General features: G+C 39.5%; 14 protein-coding genes, 2 tRNA genes, 3 rRNA genes and 1 other RNA gene. All 20 read right to left on the reverse strand.

Translation table 11 applies throughout. The features are described 5' to 3' along the window. Window positions 1–24: 24 nt before the first annotated feature. Complete coding sequence (yabA, locus tag NGI30_RS09520; protein ID WP_251521102.1) at window positions 25–366, reverse strand: DNA replication initiation control protein YabA; 342 nt, start codon at window positions 364–366, stop codon at window positions 25–27. A gap of 15 nt (window positions 367–381) precedes the next feature. Next, the gene (locus NGI30_RS09525; protein ID WP_251943483.1) at window positions 382–1185 is read right to left on the reverse strand and encodes a PSP1 domain-containing protein; all 804 of its coding nucleotides are present in this window, start codon (window positions 1183–1185) and stop codon (window positions 382–384) included. Between the two features lies 1 nt (window position 1186). Next, window positions 1187–2116: a DNA polymerase III delta subunit-related protein gene (locus tag NGI30_RS09530; RefSeq protein WP_251943485.1), complete on the reverse strand. Its 930-nt coding sequence runs from the start codon at window positions 2114–2116 to the stop codon at window positions 1187–1189. A 131-nt stretch (window positions 2117–2247) separates the two neighbouring features. Next, window positions 2248–2577 carry a cyclic di-AMP receptor DarA gene (darA, locus tag NGI30_RS09535; protein ID WP_251521111.1) on the reverse strand — a complete coding sequence of 110 codons (330 nt, stop codon included), beginning with the start codon at window positions 2575–2577 and terminating at the stop codon, window positions 2248–2250. 27 nt (window positions 2578–2604) lie between these two features. Further along, complete coding sequence (gene tmk / locus NGI30_RS09540; protein WP_251943486.1) at window positions 2605–3222, reverse strand: dTMP kinase; 618 nt, start codon at window positions 3220–3222, stop codon at window positions 2605–2607. Next, the gene (locus NGI30_RS09545; protein WP_251943983.1) at window positions 3219–4568 is read right to left on the reverse strand and encodes an Orn/Lys/Arg family decarboxylase; all 1350 of its coding nucleotides are present in this window, start codon (window positions 4566–4568) and stop codon (window positions 3219–3221) included. The genes tmk and NGI30_RS09545 overlap by 4 nt, the downstream gene beginning before the upstream one ends. Before the next feature lie 469 nt (window positions 4569–5037). Further along, a 5S ribosomal RNA gene (gene rrf, locus NGI30_RS09550) occupies window positions 5038–5152 on the reverse strand. A gap of 77 nt (window positions 5153–5229) precedes the next feature. Continuing rightward, window positions 5230–8151 (reverse strand): 23S ribosomal RNA (locus NGI30_RS09555). A gap of 163 nt (window positions 8152–8314) precedes the next feature. Beyond that, a tRNA-Ile gene (locus NGI30_RS09560) sits at window positions 8315–8391 on the reverse strand. A gap of 106 nt (window positions 8392–8497) precedes the next feature. Beyond that, window positions 8498–10047: ribosomal RNA gene (locus NGI30_RS09565) — 16S ribosomal RNA — on the reverse strand. Together the 16S, 23S and 5S rRNA genes with 1 tRNA gene alongside form the textbook arrangement of a ribosomal RNA operon. Window positions 10048–10579: 532 nt before the next feature. Next, window positions 10580–11176, reverse strand: coding sequence for a recombination mediator RecR (gene recR, locus NGI30_RS09570; protein ID WP_251943488.1), 597 nt, complete (start codon window positions 11174–11176; stop codon window positions 10580–10582). Between the two features lie 4 nt (window positions 11177–11180). Next, window positions 11181–11498, reverse strand: coding sequence for a YbaB/EbfC family nucleoid-associated protein (locus NGI30_RS09575; RefSeq protein ID WP_251521128.1), 318 nt, complete (start codon window positions 11496–11498; stop codon window positions 11181–11183). Window positions 11499–11581: 83 nt separating this feature from the next. Further along, a complete protein-coding gene (gene dnaX, locus NGI30_RS09580; protein ID WP_425356341.1) occupies window positions 11582–13300 on the reverse strand; it encodes a DNA polymerase III subunit gamma/tau in 1719 nt (572 codons plus the stop codon). An 83-nt stretch (window positions 13301–13383) separates the two neighbouring features. Continuing rightward, a complete protein-coding gene (locus NGI30_RS09585) occupies window positions 13384–13914 on the reverse strand; it encodes a GNAT family N-acetyltransferase (RefSeq protein ID WP_251943492.1) in 531 nt (176 codons plus the stop codon). 300 nt (window positions 13915–14214) lie between these two features. Next, window positions 14215–14482, reverse strand: an RNA gene (gene ffs, locus NGI30_RS09590) — signal recognition particle sRNA large type. 101 nt (window positions 14483–14583) lie between these two features. Beyond that, window positions 14584–15312, reverse strand: a complete 729-nt coding sequence (gene treR, locus NGI30_RS09595; protein WP_251943494.1) for a trehalose operon repressor — start codon at window positions 15310–15312, stop codon at window positions 14584–14586. Window positions 15313–15340: 28 nt separating this feature from the next. Then, a complete protein-coding gene (treC, locus tag NGI30_RS09600; protein WP_251943495.1) occupies window positions 15341–16978 on the reverse strand; it encodes an alpha,alpha-phosphotrehalase in 1638 nt (545 codons plus the stop codon). Between the two features lie 58 nt (window positions 16979–17036). Next, window positions 17037–18467, reverse strand: coding sequence for a PTS system trehalose-specific EIIBC component (gene treP, locus NGI30_RS09605; protein ID WP_251943497.1), 1431 nt, complete (start codon window positions 18465–18467; stop codon window positions 17037–17039). Window positions 18468–18664: 197 nt separating this feature from the next. Next, a tRNA-Ser gene (locus NGI30_RS09610) sits at window positions 18665–18757 on the reverse strand. A 55-nt stretch (window positions 18758–18812) separates the two neighbouring features. Then, window positions 18813–20279 (reverse strand): glutamate synthase subunit beta, encoded by a 1467-nt coding sequence (locus NGI30_RS09615; RefSeq protein ID WP_251943499.1) that lies wholly within the window; start codon window positions 20277–20279, stop codon window positions 18813–18815. Between the last annotated feature and the right edge of the window lie 18 nt (window positions 20280–20297).

Below are 20297 nucleotides of genomic sequence, written 5' to 3' on the forward strand. Positions count from 1 at the left end.
TATCATTTCTTTGTGCAGTGCTTGCTATTCACTTAATACTTCTAAGCAGAATAAACAATCATCGCCTTTTCTATGTTTACCGAATAATTCACCATTACAAATATGAAATCCTTCTTTATATAGCATCGCTAAGTTTTCTTTGCTTCGAAGTGGTTTTTTACGTTGTGTTTTAGTATTATTTTCAACTTTTTTAGGCTTTTCTTCTTTATCGATTAATGTTTTTAAATTTTCATTTTCCACTTGCAAGGCGACGTTTTCTTCGACCATTTGAACTGTGAGATGCTTTAATTCTGATAAATCATTATTAAGTTGACTCATATTCTCTTCAAGTCTCGCAAGCTTTTCAAATATTTCACTTCGATTCAATCTCGTCATGGCCTCCTAATTTAATGTCTCTAATTCTTCCATTTTATATTCGAATGGTTGTTCAAATCCATCCACTTTAATTTGCATGGAAATGTCTAATATATTGAGTCCGATGACTTTACCGTTTCCTTCTGGGGTTGCAACTACCTCTCCTACATCAGGTAATTGTGCACGTGCTTCTTCATAATAGTCATTTTCATATTTTAAACAACACATTAAACGACCACATGCACCTGAGATTTTCGTAGGATTCAGTGATAGGTTTTGGTCCTTAGCCATTTTGATAGACACTGGTTCAAAATCACCCAAGAAAGTTGAACAACATAATGAACGACCACAAGGACCGATGCCACCTAATAATTTCGCTTCATCTCGAACGCCAATTTGCCTTAATTCTATACGTATTTTTAACTTTTGAGCTAAAGTTTTAACAAGTTTACGGAAATCAACACGATCGTCTGAGGTAAAGTTAAAAATCACTTTGGATTTATCTAATGTATACTCACAATTCACAAGGCGCATATCTAGTCCTTGCGCTTTAACTGTTTGTTTACATAATTTCAAAGCGTCCTCAGCGTCTTGATCATTCTGTTCATGTTGATGTTGATCTTCTTCTGTCGCCTTTCTGACGATTTCTTTCAACGGTAATGTGACATCTTCATCTGCTACATTTAAAGGTTCGTATTTTACACGGCCCATTTCTAATCCTCGTTTCGATTCGACGACAACCCATGTACCTTTAGTCAAATCAAAGCCTGTAGGTGAATAATATTCCATTTTTCCCGTTTTTGGAAAGGTAATACCAACAACATTTTGCATTTTAACTCACCCCTTTTATTACAATTTGTTCAAACACAAGTGTTGGATTAACATTTTGACTTAGCTTTTTATGCGCTTCAGTAATCTGGTCAAATAAAGCTACAATTTGATTGTAAGTTAACTTATCCTTATATGAAACAATATCTTGACTTAATTCTTGATATAATAAATCTTCTGTCATGCCTACCTTAGCATGTAACACATCTTCAAAGAAACCATTCACAGCTGCTAATGTTAATAATTGCAGACGTCTATTTTTCGCTTGCTTCAACAATTCTACAATTGTAATTAGCGCCATAGACCTATTCGTCAACAATAAATGGCACCATTTTAAAGTGACCTTTCGCAATGCAGTGATATCAGCCTCTTCATTCAAGGCTTGTGCTGTTTCAATTTGTGTTGTATATGTACTTAAAAATTCGGCCACAGGTTTCGACATATCATGTTCTTCTAAACGTTCTATGAAATATGATTTATCTTTCGGTTTAAAATAAACATGCTGACATCTCGAATGTATCGTATTTAAGATTTGTTCCGGTTTCGTAGATAATAAAATCGCGATTGTGTTTTCAGGTGGTTCTTCTAAAAACTTTAATATACTGTTTTCCCCTTGTATCGTTAACTTCTCAAAAGATTCGATAATATAAACTTTATATTGACCTTCAATGGGAAGTTGATTCATATGATGCACGAGTTGTTCAACTTGGTCTTTTTTGATTGTCGTCTCTTCTGTCGCTACATATCTAAAGTCCGGATGATTTAATGTATCCACTTTTAACTGACATTGTGCATCTTGATCACATAAAATGAGTTTCGCAAAGTTCATCGCGACTTGTTGCATCGTTTGACCGTCGTCTCCTTCAAATAAATAAGCATGAGACAATTTATCAGATCGATAAGCATTTGTCAGACTTTCTAGTTCATCCCTCATTAAGTTACTCCTTTATATAAAAAGGTTGCTTCTACATAGTACACTCCAGTATATATTTTAAAAAGAACATTTACATCCCAATCCGAAAAATATACTTTGGAGTTCACTATATATAGCAACCATGACTAAAATTAAAATTGATGGAAAGCTTCAACTGGCATTACGAATACCGTTGCCCCTCCAACTTCTACTTCAACAGGATAAGGTATATAAGAATCTGCGCTGCCGCCCATAGGTGTTATAGGCGAAACAAGTTGTTCTCTATTTCCACATGTATCATCAATGACTTTCAACATTTCATCTACTCGATCATCTTCAACACCTGATAAGAAAGTTGTGTTCCCAGCTCTTAAAAATCCACCCGTTGTTGCTAACTTAGTGGCTCTGAAATTATTTTTCACTAATTTATCTGAAAGTTCTTGGCTGTCCTGATCTTGGACAATTGCAATTATCATTTTCATAATTAACACCTCTTAATAATAATTATATCATAATTCATCTAAGTACTTTTTTAATTTATGATATGTATCTTCTACCACTTCTTCGATAGATCTATCCGCATTTATAATGATAAAGCGTTCAGGTTCATTATGAATAATTTTTTTATAACCTTCAACAACTTTTTCATGGAATTGAATGTCTTCTTGATCTAATCGATTTTGATTACGTTGATTTTTCAATATACGTTGGCGTCCAACCTCTGCACTGATATCAAGGTAAACAGTGATATTTGGATACAATCCATTTATCGCAAATTCATTGACGGCTTTCACTTCTTCTAAACCTATACCCCTTGCATAACCTTGATAAGCTAATGAACTATCAATATAACGATCACAGAGTACAACTTTCCCATCATTTAACGCTGGAATGACTTTGCTGACGAGATGTTCACGTCTTGAGCCTGCAAATAACAAAGCTTCTGTACGTTCGTCCATTTCGTCGCCCTCCAACAAAATTTCACGAATCTTTTCACCCGTCACGACACCACCAGGTTCTCTTGTTGTTACAATTTCATAGGTAGCTTCTAATTTTTCAGCAATTTGTCTTAACACTGTCGTTTTTCCTGAACCTTCTGGACCTTCAAACGTAATAAATGCAGTCATTTAGAGTCATCCTTAATTTTTATTTTATGGCCATATAATCCTTCTATTTTTAAGTTCTGATTATGCCAATTGTGCAACAATTTTACCATAGAATTAGAGATTTTTTCACCCTTAAACATTAAAGGGATTCCAGGTGGATAAGGTACGATATGCGTAGCTAATATTTCATTCTCAGCTTGATCTATATCAATTTCTTTCACATCATTAATATCACCCGGGTAATACTTGCTGCTTTCCGTATTGTAGATGATTCTTTGTTCATCTAATGGTGCCCTTTTTTCAATTTTTAATTGTTTAATTCGCTCTAATAATAACTCAAATGGATAATTATCGTTATCATGCCACAGTGGCAAAACGAATAACACTTGATATTCGTCTGCTAGCTCAGTATAAATTTGTAATGATTCAAATTGTTCCTGTAACTCAAACCCTTGATACCCATCGCATTGAATAATTAATTTTAATGGGTCATCCACTTCAACAACCTTGAATTGCTTAGACGATAATGCATTAATGAGTTGTTGCCTTTTATTAAAAAATTCAGCACTCTTATAATTATTATAAAATTGATGCGCTAATTCTAAACTACTCATAACGAGATATGAAGGACTCGATGTTTGGAAATACGATAAATATTTAATGACACGTTCTCTCACTGGCGCCTCTTTATGTATAAAAATAACTGACCCCATCGTCAAAGCAGGTAAAGTTTTATGATAGGACTGTACCACATAATCAGCTCCTGCCTGCATGGCTGAATGTGGAAAACCTTCTAAATCGAAATGAGCGCCATGTGCCTCATCTACTAAAACGGGTACATCATGTGCATGCAATGTTTGAACTGCATTAGCAATATTAACGCACTCGCCGTAATAATTTGGATATGTTAATATAGCTAACTTCGTTTCATTGAGTTGATGATGTAACGTTTCAAGTCGGGGTCCAATATATTGTTTCGTTTCATTACTCATAGTCATTTCAAACAGGTGGCATGGTTGTTGTGTTAAATCCACTGCATGAAACACAGATTTATGCGCATTGCGTACGACGCCATAACGTCCGGTTTCATCTTTATAACTTTGAATCACTGATAAAATACCCGAAGTCGTGCCATTCACTAAATAAAATGCATCATAGTTCGGGTGTTTATGAATCGTTTCCATACTTTCTAGCAACACATCTTCCGGATGATGCAAATCATCTAACCCAGTAATTTCAGTCATATCCATTGTGAAATCCAACTGATTTAAATTACCGATTGTCATATTTTTATGTCCTGGCACATGTAGTGAGATTGGTTTTGTATGATGTAGCGCTTTTAATTGATTTACTAATGGTAATCCCATCATCATTCTCCACTTCTTTTTATAAAATTAACGTAAATGTAGTTGTAATGTGTTTCATTTTAACATACATGGAATTTTCCTTGTTAAAACAGTGACATTATAGGAGTTATATTATTTTGTTCCTTCGGTACTGAAATTTTTTGTGCAAATAAAAAAGAGACCTTTCGGTCTCTTGAGTTATTGCCTGGCAACGTCCTACTCTTGCGGAACGTAAGTCGGCTACCATCGACGCTAAGGAGAACCTTCCTGATTACGAAGGCAAGCGCTCGCATCTTTCCTCATTTTTGTTCTTTCCTTATTCGCTTACCTCTTGTAAGCTCTTTGCGTCTTTCACTCAATTCGTCAGCTTCAAACGCTTTTAAATCAGGGACAATGCAAGCTTAGAAGTTAAGCTCCTTTTGTGCCTGCGGCACTGATTAGCGCCTTTTTTCATATAAAAAAAGAGACCTTTCGGTCTCTTTGGGTTATTGCCTGGCAACGTCCTACTCTTGCGGAACGTAAGTCCGACTACCATCGGCGCTAAGGAGCTTAACTTCTGTGTTCGGCATGGGAACAGGTGTGACCTCCTTGCCATTGTCACCAGACAATGCAATGTATGAAATTATACATTCAAAACTAGATAATAAGTAAAATGAATGAAACCAAACAAAACGTTTAAAAATTGATTAAGTCTTCGATCGATTAGTATTCGTCAGCTCCACGTATCGCTACGCTTCCACCTCGAACCTATTAACCTCATCATCTTTGAGGGATCTTATAACCGAAGTTGGGAAATCTCATCTTGAGGGGGGCTTCATGCTTAGATGCTTTCAGCACTTATCCCGTCCATACATAGCTACCCAGCGATGCCGTTGGCACGACAACTGGTACACCAGAGGTATGTCCATCCCGGTCCTCTCGTACTAAGGACAGCTCCTCTCAAATTTCCTACGCCCACGACGGATAGGGACCGAACTGTCTCACGACGTTCTGAACCCAGCTCGCGTACCGCTTTAATGGGCGAACAGCCCAACCCTTGGGACCGACTACAGCCCCAGGATGCGATGAGCCGACATCGAGGTGCCAAACCTCCCCGTCGATGTGAACTCTTGGGGGAGATAAGCCTGTTATCCCCGGGGTAGCTTTTATCCGTTGAGCGATGGCCCTTCCATGCGGAACCACCGGATCACTAAGTCCGTCTTTCGACCCTGCTCGACTTGTAGGTCTCGCAGTCAAGCTTCCTTATGCCTTTACACTCTATGAATGATTTCCAACCATTCTGAGGAAACCTTTGAGCGCCTCCGTTACTCTTTAGGAGGCGACCGCCCCAGTCAAACTGCCCATCTGACACTGTCTCCCACCATGATTAATGGTGCGGGTTAGAAATCCAACACAGCAAGGGTAGTATCCCACCAACGCCTCCACGTAAGCTAGCGCTCACGTTTCTAAGGCTCCTACCTATCCTGTACAAGCTGTGCCGAATTTCAATATCAGACTACAGTAAAGCTCCACGGGGTCTTTCCGTCCTGTCGCGGGTAACCTGCATCTTCACAGGTACTATGATTTCACCGAGTCTCTCGTTGAGACAGTGCCCAAATCGTTACGCCTTTCGTGCGGGTCGGAACTTACCCGACAAGGAATTTCGCTACCTTAGGACCGTTATAGTTACGGCCGCCGTTTACTGGGGCTTCGATTCGTGGCTTCGCAGAAGCTAACCACTCCTCTTAACCTTCCAGCACCGGGCAGGCGTCAGCCCCTATACATCACCTTACGGTTTAGCAGAGACCTGTGTTTTTGATAAACAGTCGCTTGGGCCTATTCACTGCGGCTCTCCTGGGCTTGCACCCTAAAGAGCACCCCTTCTCCCGAAGTTACGGGGTCATTTTGCCGAGTTCCTTAACGAGAGTTCGCTCGCTCACCTTAGAATTCTCATCTTGACTACCTGTGTCGGTTTGCGGTACGGGCACCAGTATTCTAGCTAGAGACTTTTCTTGGCAGTGTGAAATCAGCGACTCGAGGAAACAATTTCCTCTCCCCATCACAACTTGACCTTATGAGTGTCGGATTTGCCTAACACTCAGTCTTATTGCTTGGACGTGCACTCCAACAGCACGCTTCGCCTATCCTACTGCGTCCTCCCATCGCTTAAAACGAATCATGGTGGTACAGGAATATCAACCTGTTATCCATCGCCTACGCCTGTCGGCCTCAGCTTAGGACCCGACTAACCCAGAGCGGACGAGCCTTCCTCTGGAAACCTTAGTCAATCGGTGGACGGGATTCTCACCCGTCTTTCGCTACTCACACCGGCATTCTCACTTCTAAGCGCTCCACATGTCCTTGCGATCATGCTTCAACGCCCTTAGAACGCTCTCCTACCATTGTCCTACGGACAATCCACAGCTTCGGTAATATGTTTAGCCCCGGTACATTTTCGGCGCAGTGTCACTCGACTAGTGAGCTATTACGCACTCTTTAAATGATGGCTGCTTCTAAGCCAACATCCTAGTTGTCTGGGCAACGCCACATCCTTTTCCACTTAACATATATTTTGGGACCTTAGCTGGTGGTCTGGGCTGTTTCCCTTTCGAACACGGATCTTATCACTCGCGTTCTGACTCCCAAGTTAAATTGATTGGCATTCGGAGTTTGTCTGAATTCGGTAACCCGAGAAGGGCCCCTCGTCCAAACAGTGCTCTACCTCCAATAATCATCACTTGAGGCTAGCCCTAAAGCTATTTCGGAGAGAACCAGCTATCTCCAGGTTCGATTGGAATTTCTCCGCTACCCACAACTCATCCGCTCACTTTTCAACGTAAGTCGGTTCGGCCCTCCATTCAGTGTTACCTGAACTTCAGCCTGGTCATGGGTAGATCACCTGGTTTCGGGTCTACGACCAAATACTCAACGCCCTATTCAGACTCGCTTTCGCTACGGCTCCACATTTGCTGCTTAACCTTGCATCAGATCGTAACTCGCCGGTTCATTCTACAAAAGGCACGCCATCACCCATTAACGGGCTCTGACTACTTGTAAGCACACGGTTTCAAGTTCTATTTCACTCCCCTTCCGGGGTACTTTTCACCTTTCCCTCACGGTACTGGTTCACTATCGGTCACTAGAGAGTATTTAGCCTTAGGAGATGGTCCTCCCAGATTCCGACGGAATTACACGTGCTCCGTCGTACTCAGGATCCACTCAAGAGTGAACAGATTTTCGACTACAGGATTATTACCTTCTCTGATGTAACTTTCCAGTTACTTCGTCTAATCTATTCTTTTCTAACTCCGTAGAGAGTGTCCTACAACCCCAATAAGCAAGCTCATTGGTTTGGGCTCTTCCCGTTTCGCTCGCCGCTACTCAGGGAATCGATTTTTCTTTCTCTTCCTGCGGGTACTAAGATGTTTCAGTTCTCCGCGTCTACCTTCGGATATGCTATGTATTCACATATCGATAACACGACATAACTCGTGTTGGGTTTCCCCATTCGGAAATCTCTGGATCACAGCTTACTTACAGCTCCCCAAAGCATATCGTCGTTAGTAACGTCCTTCATCGGCTTCTAGTGCCAAGGCATTCACCGTGCGCCCTTAATAACTTAATCTATGTTTTTAGTCAAAAGACTAAAAAGCAAACGTTATTAATCTGTGAGTGTTCTTTCGAACACTAGCGATTATTTTTGAATTCAAGCGTATACACGCTATTCACTCGGTTTTGCTTGGTAAAATCATTATTTTACTTATTTATCTAGTTTTCAATGTACAAAATGGTGGGCCTAAGTGGACTCGAACCACCGACCTCACGCTTATCAGGCGTGCGCTCTAACCAGCTGAGCTATAGGCCCATTTCTATAATATTTTAAATACTCTGATGAGCATTCAAAACTGAATACAATATGTCAATGTTATTCCGTTTCATCTTCGTAGAAGATGTTCCGAATATATCCTTAGAAAGGAGGTGATCCAGCCGCACCTTCCGATACGGCTACCTTGTTACGACTTCACCCCAATCATTTGTCCCACCTTCGACGGCTAGCTCCAAAGGTTACTCCACCGGCTTCGGGTGTTACAAACTCTCGTGGTGTGACGGGCGGTGTGTACAAGACCCGGGAACGTATTCACCGTAGCATGCTGATCTACGATTACTAGCGATTCCAGCTTCATGTAGTCGAGTTGCAGACTACAATCCGAACTGAGAACAACTTTATGGGATTTGCTTGACCTCGCGGTTTAGCTGCCCTTTGTATTGTCCATTGTAGCACGTGTGTAGCCCAAATCATAAGGGGCATGATGATTTGACGTCATCCCCACCTTCCTCCGGTTTGTCACCGGCAGTCAGCCTAGAGTGCCCAACTTAATGATGGCAACTAAGCTTAAGGGTTGCGCTCGTTGCGGGACTTAACCCAACATCTCACGACACGAGCTGACGACAACCATGCACCACCTGTCACTTTGTCCCCCGAAGGGGAAAACTCTATCTCTAGAGCGATCAAAGGATGTCAAGATTTGGTAAGGTTCTTCGCGTTGCTTCGAATTAAACCACATGCTCCACCGCTTGTGCGGGTCCCCGTCAATTCCTTTGAGTTTCAACCTTGCGGTCGTACTCCCCAGGCGGAGTGCTTAATGCGTTAGCTGCAGCACTAAGGGGCGGAAACCCCCTAACACTTAGCACTCATCGTTTACAGCGTGGACTACCAGGGTATCTAATCCTGTTTGATCCCCACGCTTTCGCACATCAGCGTCAGTTGCAGACCAGAAAGTCGCCTTCGCCACTGGTGTTCCTCCATATCTCTGCGCATTTCACCGCTACACATGGAATTCCACTTTCCTCTTCTGCACTCAAGTTTTCCAGTTTCCAATGACCATCCACGGTTGAGCCGTGGGCTTTCACATCAGACTTAAAAAACCGCCTACGCGCGCTTTACGCCCAATAATTCCGGATAACGCTTGCCACCTACGTATTACCGCGGCTGCTGGCACGTAGTTAGCCGTGGCTTTCTGATTAGGTACCGTCAAGACGCGCACAGTTACTTACGCATTTGTTCTTCCCTAATAACAGAGCTTTACGATCCGAAGACCTTCATCACTCACGCGGCGTTGCTCCGTCAGGCTTTCGCCCATTGCGGAAGATTCCCTACTGCTGCCTCCCGTAGGAGTCTGGACCGTGTCTCAGTTCCAGTGTGGCCGATCACCCTCTCAGGTCGGCTACGTATCGTTGCCTTGGTAAGCCGTTACCTTACCAACTAGCTAATACGGCGCGGGTCCATCCATAAGTGATAGCAAGGCCATCTTTCACTTTAGAACCATGCGGTTCTAAATATTATCCGGCATTAGCCCCGGTTTCCCGGAGTTATTCCAGTCTTATGGGTAGGTTACCCACGTGATACTCACCCGTCCGCCGCTAACGTCAAAGGAGCAAGCTCCTTATCTGTTCGCTCGACTTGCATGTATTAGGCACGCCGCCAGCGTTCATCCTGAGCCAGGATCAAACTCTCCATAAAAATTTATGATGTTTGATTAGCTCATAATACTAAATGTGTTTCTTCAACACTTGTTAAATCAACAATAAATTGTTGTTTTTCGGAATTAACGTTGACATATTGTCATTCAGTTTTCAATGTTCATTTGTTTCAATCACAATAATTAATTCTACACGTTTTGACTTTCGAAGTCAAGAACTTTTTAAAATTAATTATTTTAATGTTTCAAGTAATCTTTGTTGTTTGTGTCGTTTGTTTTGTCCGACAAGTAAATACTATACACGCTTATCAAACCTTTAACAACACTAAAAATTACACTTTTTTAACAATGGTTTTGCTGTGAATTCTCAATACACAAACTATAAAAAGTTCCCTTTAAAAATAGTTCGTTTTAAGTGTCAAAAACACCCAATTTCATTAAACAAACCCTCAATATAACTCCAGAAACGAAACATTGATATTTTTTACATTTTCTTAAATTTTTTCAAAAAAATTGAGCTACTGTCTTAAAAGTAGCTCAAATTGTAGATATTCTCTTAATATACCTTGTTAATTACATTTCTGTTCTACCCATAATTGCTTTAGATAAAGTGACTTCATCTGCATATTCTAAATCTCCGCCGACTGATAATCCTTGCGCTAATCGCGTCACAGTTATACCTATTGGTTTCACTAACCTAGATATATACATCGCAGTAGACTCACCTTCTAAGTTTAGATTCATTGCGAGGATAAGTTCTTTAACTTCTTCATCTTTCAAACGATTTACGAGCGATGGAATGTTAATATCTTCAGGGCCAATACCATCCATTGGAGAGATTGAGCCATGTAACACGTGATATAGTCCTTTATATTCTTTCATTTTTTCCATAGCAATGACATCTTTATCATCCTCGACTACACAGATGACTGAACGATCTCTTCCTTTATCTTGGCAAATGTAACATGGGTCTTGTTCTGTAATATGACCACATTCACTACAATAGGTAAGTTCTCTTTTTACATCCACTAAGGCTTTGGCAAATTGTACAACATCGTCTTCTTTCATATCTAATACATGAAACGCCAGACGTTGAGCTGTCTTTGGCCCAATGCCTGGCAATTTCATGAAACTGTCAATCAGTTTGGATATTGGTTCTGGATAATGCATTGGATCACATTCCAGGGATGTTTAAGCCTTGAGTGTGTTTACCTAAACGTTCTTGTGTTAATTCGTCTGCTTTGTTTAATGCTTCGTTTGTAGCAGCAATAACTAGATCTTGTAGCATTTCGATGTCGTCAGGATCAACCGCTTCTTCTTTGATCTCTACATCTAAGATTTCTTTATGACCAGAAACTGTTACAGTGACCATACCGCCACCAGCAGTCCCTTGAACTTTTTCATCTTTTAATTTTTCTTGTTCTTCTCCCATTTTCTTTTGCATTTTCTGCATTTGTTTCATCATTTGTTGCATATTTCCGCCACCGCGCATAAAAAATCCTCCTATTTCATTAACTTTATTTTATAAATGAACTTTTGTTTTATTATACATGGCTTTTTTACCATTGTCATGTATCATTCTTTATCAATCACGTTCACAGTACTTTCCCCGAACAAGTCTTTCGCTTTCTGAACCACATCGACTTCACTTTGTGCATCAGTATTTGAGTCATCTGTCTGGACTTGACTGTCATTACTTGATGCCGCAGGGTTTTCTGAGTTTGTACTGTTTTTTCTATTTTGCAGATATTCTGATCTCACTCTCATCCATTGATCTGCTGGAACTCCGACTACTTTCACTTTGTTATCAATGATGCTACAGACGACATCTTCTATATTTTTTCTCTTTTCATCATCTTTATTAACGATCTCACAATGAATCTCTTCATCAAATTTAATTAATACGTGAGTTTCGCTCGCAGCTACCGGCTCTGAATTTTGTAAAAGGCTAACCAAGGATTTCTTATCACTATTTTTAGCATGATCTATCACTTCGCCCCAATGATCTTTCAAGATTTTAATATCATCTTTATTGGCTTTGTCTAATACTTTGGCAATTTGTTGCATTGAAAATGCATTTTTAGACTGGCCGCTTCTGTTTGAAGGACGCTTTGGTGGTTGTGAAGTGTTATTTGTTGTAACACCTTGTGCTTTCAATGTCTTTAATTCATTTTCCAGTTGCTCCATACGATGTAATAAAGCATCGTTACTCGGCTCTGCTGCTACACTCGTTGTTGCTACAGTTTCCACCTCTTGTGGTTTGTGCTTAATCATTTCTGCTAGTTTAACTAATAATACTTCAAAGTGTACACCTTGATTTACACTGAAACGGATAGATACCAAAGTATCGTTAATAATATCAATCATTTTATATAGCGTATCAAGGTCAAAGTGCATAAGCGCATCTAAACTGGTTTCTGAGTTTGAAGTTTTATTCATTATCGTATCGCGTACGAAGTAAATCATATCATTAATTAAACGATTCACTTCTTTACCTTCTGCCACAAATTGATGATATGTTGCAAATGCTGATTTAACATCGCCCTCAACGATTTCTTTAAACAAATCATTCAAAGCACTTTCATCAACGCTGCCTGTTACATTGAGCGCATCTTGTAGCGTGAGGTGTTCATCGCCAAATGCTATAGCCTGATCCATAATACTTAGCGCATCACGCATCCCGCCTTCAGAAGCTTTGGCAATAAATCTCAGTGCTTCCTCATCATAATCAATCTCTTGTTCGTCGGCCACATACTTCAATCGTCCAACGATTTCTTCATAACCAATTGCCTTGAAATCAAAGCGTTGCGCTCTCGATATGATTGTAGGAGGTATTTTGTGTGGTTCCGTCGTTGCTAAAATGAAAATCGCATGTGCAGGTGGTTCTTCTAACGTCTTAAGCAATGCGTTGAACGCACCTGTCGTTAACATATGGACCTCGTCGATAATATATACTTTGAACTTAGATTCACTAGGTGCATATTTTACTTTATCTCGTATATTTCTTATTTCATCTACACCATTATTACTCGCAGCATCAATTTCGATGACGTCTGAATTTGTCCCCTGAGTAATTCCTTTACAAATCGCGCATTCATTACAAGGCTCACCGTCTGTATGTTCCAGACAGTTAATCGCTTTTGCAAAGATTTTTGCAATACTCGTCTTACCAGTTCCACGTGGACCACTGACAATATATGCGTGAGATTGTTTACCTTTCGAAATTGCATTTCGCAATGTCTTCGTTACATGCTCCTGCCCTACTACATCCTCAAAGCTTTGTGGTCGGAACATTCGATATAAAGCTTGATATTTCACTTTGGCACCTCCAATTGCATTCGACGTCTATTATAGCATTGTCGATAACCCTTTGAATATTATTTAAAAGAATCTGGGTAAATGATTTTACCGTGTGGACGATCGTCTAATTGTTCATATAAAAATTTCACCATTACGTATTTCGATGGCACGTCAAAGGTGCTATATATATCGTATTTTGCAGCTTCTTTATAGCCAAGTGGTTCATAATAGTCTGGGTCGCCTTGCACTACAATTGTTGTATATTCTAGAGATTTAACACGATCTTCAACTGCATTGACTAATGCTTTCCCTAAACCTTTACCTCTATAATCAGGGAGCACAGATAAAGGCGCAAGCGCAAGGGCAATATATTCTTTAGCATCATTAACAATTGTTATTTCTGACAACATGACATGTCCAATCACATCGCCGTCTTCGTTTTTGGCAACGACTTCTAACTCATAATTGTATTCGGGAGCTTCTCTTAACTTTACTACTAAATCATGTTCGTCATGGTTTGACATTTCCACATCTTCGAACGCTTTTTTAATGGCATCCAAACTTAAATCGTAATCATTTTCAGTGATAGAACTTAAATAAACTTGCATGTATACCGCCACCTTATACTTTATTTGTTAAAGCTAACATGAGGGTGAGAGTCCGTGACCACGTTTAAGATATTTTATTATGGTGCCCCTTATTCATAATCTTTTCAGAAAATGTCCCTATAAGCTAAGGTAACTATATATCAATACGTTGCATATCAATTAAACGACGTACGAATATTTAGTTATGTCGTCTCGAGCTCTTACCACTTTGTTATAGTTTATTATAAAAAAAGAGTGACCGCTAATCAAAGCTTAGTCACTCCATATATATTAAAATTATTATTTGTAGACATAAAAAATGCGTGCACCTTTGCTTCGAGTGCGTCTCATAAACGTAACCGAAGTCGTTAGCTAAATTCCGGCTACCCTACGGCACATATGAGGATCCACTTAATGCTGCTTCCGTCAGGACCTGACATGGTTCATGGGTTCATATTGCATAGGACCGAAATCTTCAAACACTACGTGCTTCGGGCAGCTTCACAAAAACGCAGCCTCAGCAAAGGAATTAAGTCTCGCATAAGCGGATTTCGAGTTCAGGGAACCGCTACCTCCCCACCTAGCACGTCAAACTATATCATACTATATGAGTTTGACCTTTGGCAAGGATAAGATTTGATAAAGTGTGTCAAAAATATCACAAAAGGAATATGACAGTGTTGAGCCCCGTTATTTCTTTTTATAACGTCTTGAAAAATCATTAAATTTGAATTCAGTTGCGATATGTTTAGAAATATTATATTGGAAACGCGTCGTATCTTCAAGATGCACAATACCTCTTACAGTTGCTACGTAGGGTACATCATAATCTTCGAATATGTCATATTCTAATTGATCAAACGGTTCGAACGTTATAGACTTCTTCGAATAACTAATTTCTAAATGCAATACTTGTTCGATATAATGATACAAAGAATCTTGAGCAATAGTCTCATTTAAATCAGGAACGATGGATGCATCTAGATAATCTTCATCGATAATTTTAACTTTGCCATTAATCTTCCGAACACGTATGACGTGCCATAGCCAAGTTGATTGTTTAAGGTTCAGCGCCTTTTTAACGACAGGTATTTCACTCGCTTGAATCTTTTCCAATAGTTTTACTTCAGTTTCATGTTGCAACCCTAACGTCTGTTGCACTTCTTTAAAACTAATCAGATCCGCAAATGGAAATTCGGTGATATTCTGGTAAATCACAATTGACCCTTTACCTCGAATCTTTTGAATCATGCCTTCACTTACGAGCAAGTTTAAAGCTTTACGTACGGTTTCACGCGAAGACTGATAAGTTTGGACTAATTCATTTTCCGATGGTAGTTGTTCACCGTATTTCAATTTTGTATTTAAAATATCTGATCGTAAGGCTTCATAGATTGTCATAAATTTTCTTTGCGTCATGTAAACTCACTCTCTATTATCGAAATCTTTAAACTCGCTTAATTACAATCGAACCAAAGCCACTAATCTTGCCATCTATCAATTCACCATTGGACACCATTATTTCACCTTCAACAGTTAAATCTTCAGGAAGACACACTCGTTTTTGGGAGAAATTCGCAATTACTGTCCATGTTTCTTCATTATAATGGCGGTTATAAATGAATAACTGTTCGTGTCCAATATAAAGCGGTTCAATACTACCGTAAGTAATAATATCATATTCGTGTCGTAGTTGGATTAATCGGCGATAAGTGTATAAAACGGATTGTTTATCATTTATTGCGGCCTCTACATTGATAGAAGCTACATTGTCAGGCACATCAATCCATGGCGTCCCTGAAGTAAAGTCTCCGTTTGTTTCATTTGACCACTGCATAGGTGTTCTTGAATTGTCTCGGGATTTTTGATCCAATATTTCGAGTATCGTTGCTGCGTCATAGCCTTTTCGTTTCATTTCGGCAAAAGCATTCGTTGATTCAACATCTCGGTATTGATCAATCGAATTGAAATGCGGATTTGTCATCCCTATTTCTTCACCTTGGTAAATATAAGGTGTGCCTTGTAACATGTGCAATACAGTCGCTAACATTTTAGCACTTTGTTCACGTAAAGCTTCTGTTGCATCGCTTCCGAAACGTGATACCACACGTGGTTGATCATGGTTACACCAGAATATTGCATTCCATCCGCCACCTTGGTGTATACCCAACTGCCATTCCATCAAGATATGTTTTAATTTTTGAAAGTCTAACTGACCCTTTGTCCATTTTTCCCCATTAACGTAATCCACTTTTAGATGATGGAAGTTAAAGACACTACTTAGTTCTTGGCGTTCAGGATTAGAATATTTAATACAATCCTCAATCGTCGTTGATGACATTTCTCCTACAGTCATCATCTCTTTATCACCAAAGGTATGACGATTCATCTCATGTAAATATTCATGAACGCGTGGTCCATCTGTGTAAAACTCTTTTCCAATCTTATTCGAATCTTTAAATTCATCTTTCGAAACTAAGTTAATGACATCAAAACGGAATCCGTCGACACCGAAGTCAATCCAGTAATTGATGATATCGTATAAGGCACGACGAACTTCTGTATTGTCCCAGTTTAAATCTGCTTGAGTTACATCAAATAAATGTAGATAATATTCGTCAGTTACAGGATCATATTGCCAAGCATTACCTCCAAACTTAGACTCCCAGTTCGTTGGAGGTTGGCCATCTTTAGACTTTCTGAAGAAGTAATAATCGCGATAAGGACTCTCCTTATTCTCATATGCACTTTTAAACCATTCGTGTTCTGTCGAAGTATGATTAATCACGATATCTAACATTACTTTCAAGTTACGTTTGTGCGACTCATCAATCAGGGTTTCAAGATCTTCTTTCGTGCCAAATTGTTCATTTATTTTAAAGTAATTACTAATATCATAACCGTTATCATTCATAGGAGATTCGTATACGGGTGTTAACCAAATATAATCCACCCCTAAAAATGCTAAATAATCCAACTTCTCAATAATTCCTTGCAAATCGCCTTGTCCATTACCTGTCGTATCGTTAAATGACTTAGGATAGATTTGATAGACTACTGATTTTCTCCAGTCATGTTGAGACATAACGCTACCACCTTTAGAATTGAATATTTTTATACATAATAGAAAGCGTGTATACCTATTATTTATCTTCTACTAACTCTTTCGTCTCTTCTTTACTAAATCGTGATAAGAATATTGTTAATAAGAACGGTACAACAATCGCAATAATGATACTAATACCGTAAACTAGCCAGTATTCTTTTTTAATAGAGATAATCGCTGGAACCCCACCGACACCTACATTACCAAGTACACCATTTGCACCGATTAAAGCACCTAATACACATGATGTAATGATTGATGCGATAAATGGATATTTTAATGGTAAGTTCACACCGAACATCGCAGGTTCCGTAACACCTAAGAAACCTGAAATACCAGAAGTGACTGCTAAACCTTGTTCTTTAACCATTTTGCGTTTTTTATAAATATACCATGCACCAAATGCTGCTGAACCTTGACAAATATTAGAAATTGCAAGTATTGGCCATAAGTAAGTACCTTTAAGTTCACTACCCATCAATTGGAAATCTACTGCTAAGAACATATGGTGTAGACCTGTAATAACTAATGGTGCATATAATAATCCATATAAGGCACCGCCTAACCATCCGGCATGTTCAAAAATATAAGTTACACAGTTGGTAATACCTGTTCCAATAGCTAGTGCAATCGGGCCAATCACAATAAATGCTAAAAATCCTGTAATCAACAGTGCGATTGGGCCAACGACGAGCATTTTAATCGAATCATGCACGATTTTGTTTAAACCTTTTTCGATTTTCGCTAAGACATATGTCGCTAGTAATATCGGTAACACTTGGCCTTGGTAATTTAATTGTTTAACTTCTAAACCAAATAGGTTCCACGTTGGAATATGCCCTTTCCCTAAATCATACTGCGAAACAAGTTGAGGGTTCATCAATACTAACCCAAGTACTAAACCTAATATAGGGTTACCACCAAATACACGCATACTACTCCAACCCACTAGAGCCGGTAAGAATATGAAGGCCGTATTCGCAATCACGTTAATAATATCAGATATATCTGCTAATTGCGGTACTTGTTTAATGAGAGGTTGGTCCCCAAACAACCCTTTCATCGTAAGTAAATTGTTGATCCCCAGCAACAAACCAGCTGTTACAATCGCCGGCAAGATCGGTATGAAGATATCCCCTAATAATTTAATCAAACGTTGAATTGGATTCCCTTTCTTTGCAGCTGCAGATTTCGCATCATCTTTAGATGACTCACTGACACCCGCCTCTTTAATAAATTGGTCGTAAACTTCATCGACCGTCCCTGGACCAATTACAATTTGATATTGGTTATCCGCTTTAAATTGTCCTTTGACTAAATCGTTGTCGTTAAGTCTATCTTTATCTACTTTACTATCATCGTTCAACACTAATCGCAAACGTGTCACACAGTGTGTTGCGGTATCTAGATTTTCTTTACCGCCGATTGCGTCCAACATGTCCTGTACGTCTTTCTTTTTTACAGCCATGATCTTCCACTCCCTTTTCTTTGACATCACAGAAATTATAACTTGTCTAGACAAGTTATGTAAAGGCTTTCATAAATATATTTATTTTTCTAAAAAATCATTCTTCCTAGATATCATTTCTAGAGGCATAAAAAATAAGCATTCAGTCGTAACTGAATGCTTGCAAATCTATTTATTAGTCTTGGTATTAAATATAATGGCGGAGGAAGAGGGATTCGAACCCCCGCGGGCCGTTAAGCCCCTGTCGGTTTTCAAGACCGATCCCTTCAGCCGGACTTGGGTATTCCTCCAAAAAGAACACAATAAATATATTATTATAGCTTTTTGGAAAAGTCAATAAATTATTTATGAGACAGGGGTTTTTTCTTGTAAATAAGTGTTTACAGCGTCTGCAACAGCTCTCCCCTCTTGTATCGCCCATACAACTAAACTTTGTCCACGTAGCGCATCTCCAGCTGCAAAGACGTGAGGTTGATTCGTTCTAAAGTCTTTATTATCCGCTACAATTTTATTGCGTTCAGTTTGAATATCAAATGCATGTGGCACTGTCGTTTCTGTTCCTACAAAACCAATCGATAATAATACTAAGTCTGCCGGCCAATGTCTTTCTGTACCATCCACGACAACCATGCCATCTTCAGTTTCCTCAAGGATTTGTGTATAAACACCTTTCACGCGACCAATTTCATCCACATCATAACGCATCGTTTGTACACCATATGCACGCGGTTCAAATCCAAATCTCGCTTCATATTCTTTATGGGCATAATCCATTTTAAATACAGGCATGGATAAAGGCCAATAAGTATTTTCTTCGAATTCAATCGCTTCGGGTTGTTTCGTATATTTATTAAATTGCACGATTGATTTACAATTTTCACGTAAAGCAGTTGCCACACAGTCAGCTCCTGTGTCTCCTGCTCCAATGACGATGACATTCTTATCTTTAGCGGTAATCTCAGCCTCACTAATTTCACCATTTAACAACTGTGTTTGTTCAGTCAGATAATCCATCGCAAAGTGAATGCCAAAGCCCATACGTCCTTCTAATGGTAAATCTCTCGCATTTTGAGAACCCGTACATAAAATAATCGCATCATGGCGTTGTTCTAATTCTTCACGGCTCATGTCTACTCCTATTTCTGTATCAGTTATAAAGTCGATCCCAGACTGCTCCATGATATTAATACGTCGACGAACAACGTCTTTATCCAACTTCATATTAGGAATACCGTACATGAGTAAACCACCCGCTTCATGTGCGCGTTCATACACTGTTACGTGATATCCTAATTTATTGAGTTCATCGGCAGCCGTTAAACCTGCTGGGCCACTTCCAACAATCGCCACAGATTCATTTTTACGTTTATCCGGTATTGTAGGTTGTACCCAGTCATTGTCATAGGCCTCATCAATAATTGTACGCTCAATCCCTTTAATCGCCACCGACTCTCTATTTATCTTCATTACGCAAGACTGTTCGCATGGCGCAGGGCATACACGACCTGTGAATTCTGGAAAGTTATTCGTCTCACTTAGGCGTTCATAGGCATTCTTAAAGTCATGTCGATAAACTAAATCATTCCATTCTGGGATGTAGTTACCAATCGGACAACCGATTGTTTCTTTACCAGCTGGTTGTCCTGTTTGGCAAAATGGCGTGCCACAATCCATACAACGCGCCCCTTGTTGTGCCACGTCTTCTTTCGTAAACCTCTGTTGAAAAGGTTCGTGATTTGCAATGCGATCTACAAGTGAAAGTTCATCAAGTTGTTGTTTCTCATAATTCATAAATCCTTTGAATTCTCCCATAACAATGACGCCCCTTTC

Origin of the sequence: Staphylococcus sp. Marseille-Q5304, from assembly GCF_943737015.1 — a bacterium.
Classification (GTDB): Bacteria; Bacillota; Bacilli; order Staphylococcales; family Staphylococcaceae; genus Staphylococcus; species Staphylococcus hsinchuensis.

Coding starts and splice junctions, on each gene's coding strand:
- NGI30_RS09525 (WP_251943483.1), bottom strand. CDS start 1,185: ATGCAAAATGTTGTTGGTATTACCTTTCCAAAAACGGGAAAAATGGAA.
- NGI30_RS09530 (WP_251943485.1), bottom strand. CDS start 2,116: ATGAGGGATGAACTAGAAAGTCTGACAAATGCTTATCGATCTGATAAA.
- darA (WP_251521111.1), bottom strand. CDS start 2,577: ATGAAAATGATAATTGCAATTGTCCAAGATCAGGACAGCCAAGAACTT.
- tmk (WP_251943486.1), bottom strand. CDS start 3,222: ATGACTGCATTTATTACGTTTGAAGGTCCAGAAGGTTCAGGAAAAACG.
- NGI30_RS09545 (WP_251943983.1), bottom strand. CDS start 4,568: ATGGGATTACCATTAGTAAATCAATTAAAAGCGCTACATCATACAAAA.
- recR (WP_251943488.1), bottom strand. CDS start 11,176: ATGCATTATCCAGAACCAATATCCAAACTGATTGACAGTTTCATGAAA.
- NGI30_RS09575 (WP_251521128.1), bottom strand. CDS start 11,498: ATGCGCGGTGGCGGAAATATGCAACAAATGATGAAACAAATGCAGAAA.
- dnaX (WP_425356341.1), bottom strand. CDS start 13,300: ATGTTCCGACCACAAAGCTTTGAGGATGTAGTAGGGCAGGAGCATGTA.
- NGI30_RS09585 (WP_251943492.1), bottom strand. CDS start 13,914: ATGCAAGTTTATTTAAGTTCTATCACTGAAAATGATTACGATTTAAGT.
- treR (WP_251943494.1), bottom strand. CDS start 15,312: ATGACGCAAAGAAAATTTATGACAATCTATGAAGCCTTACGATCAGAT.
- treC (WP_251943495.1), bottom strand. CDS start 16,978: ATGTCTCAACATGACTGGAGAAAATCAGTAGTCTATCAAATCTATCCT.
- treP (WP_251943497.1), bottom strand. CDS start 18,467: ATGGCTGTAAAAAAGAAAGACGTACAGGACATGTTGGACGCAATCGGC.
- NGI30_RS09615 (WP_251943499.1), bottom strand. CDS start 20,279: ATGGGAGAATTCAAAGGATTTATGAATTATGAGAAACAACAACTTGAT.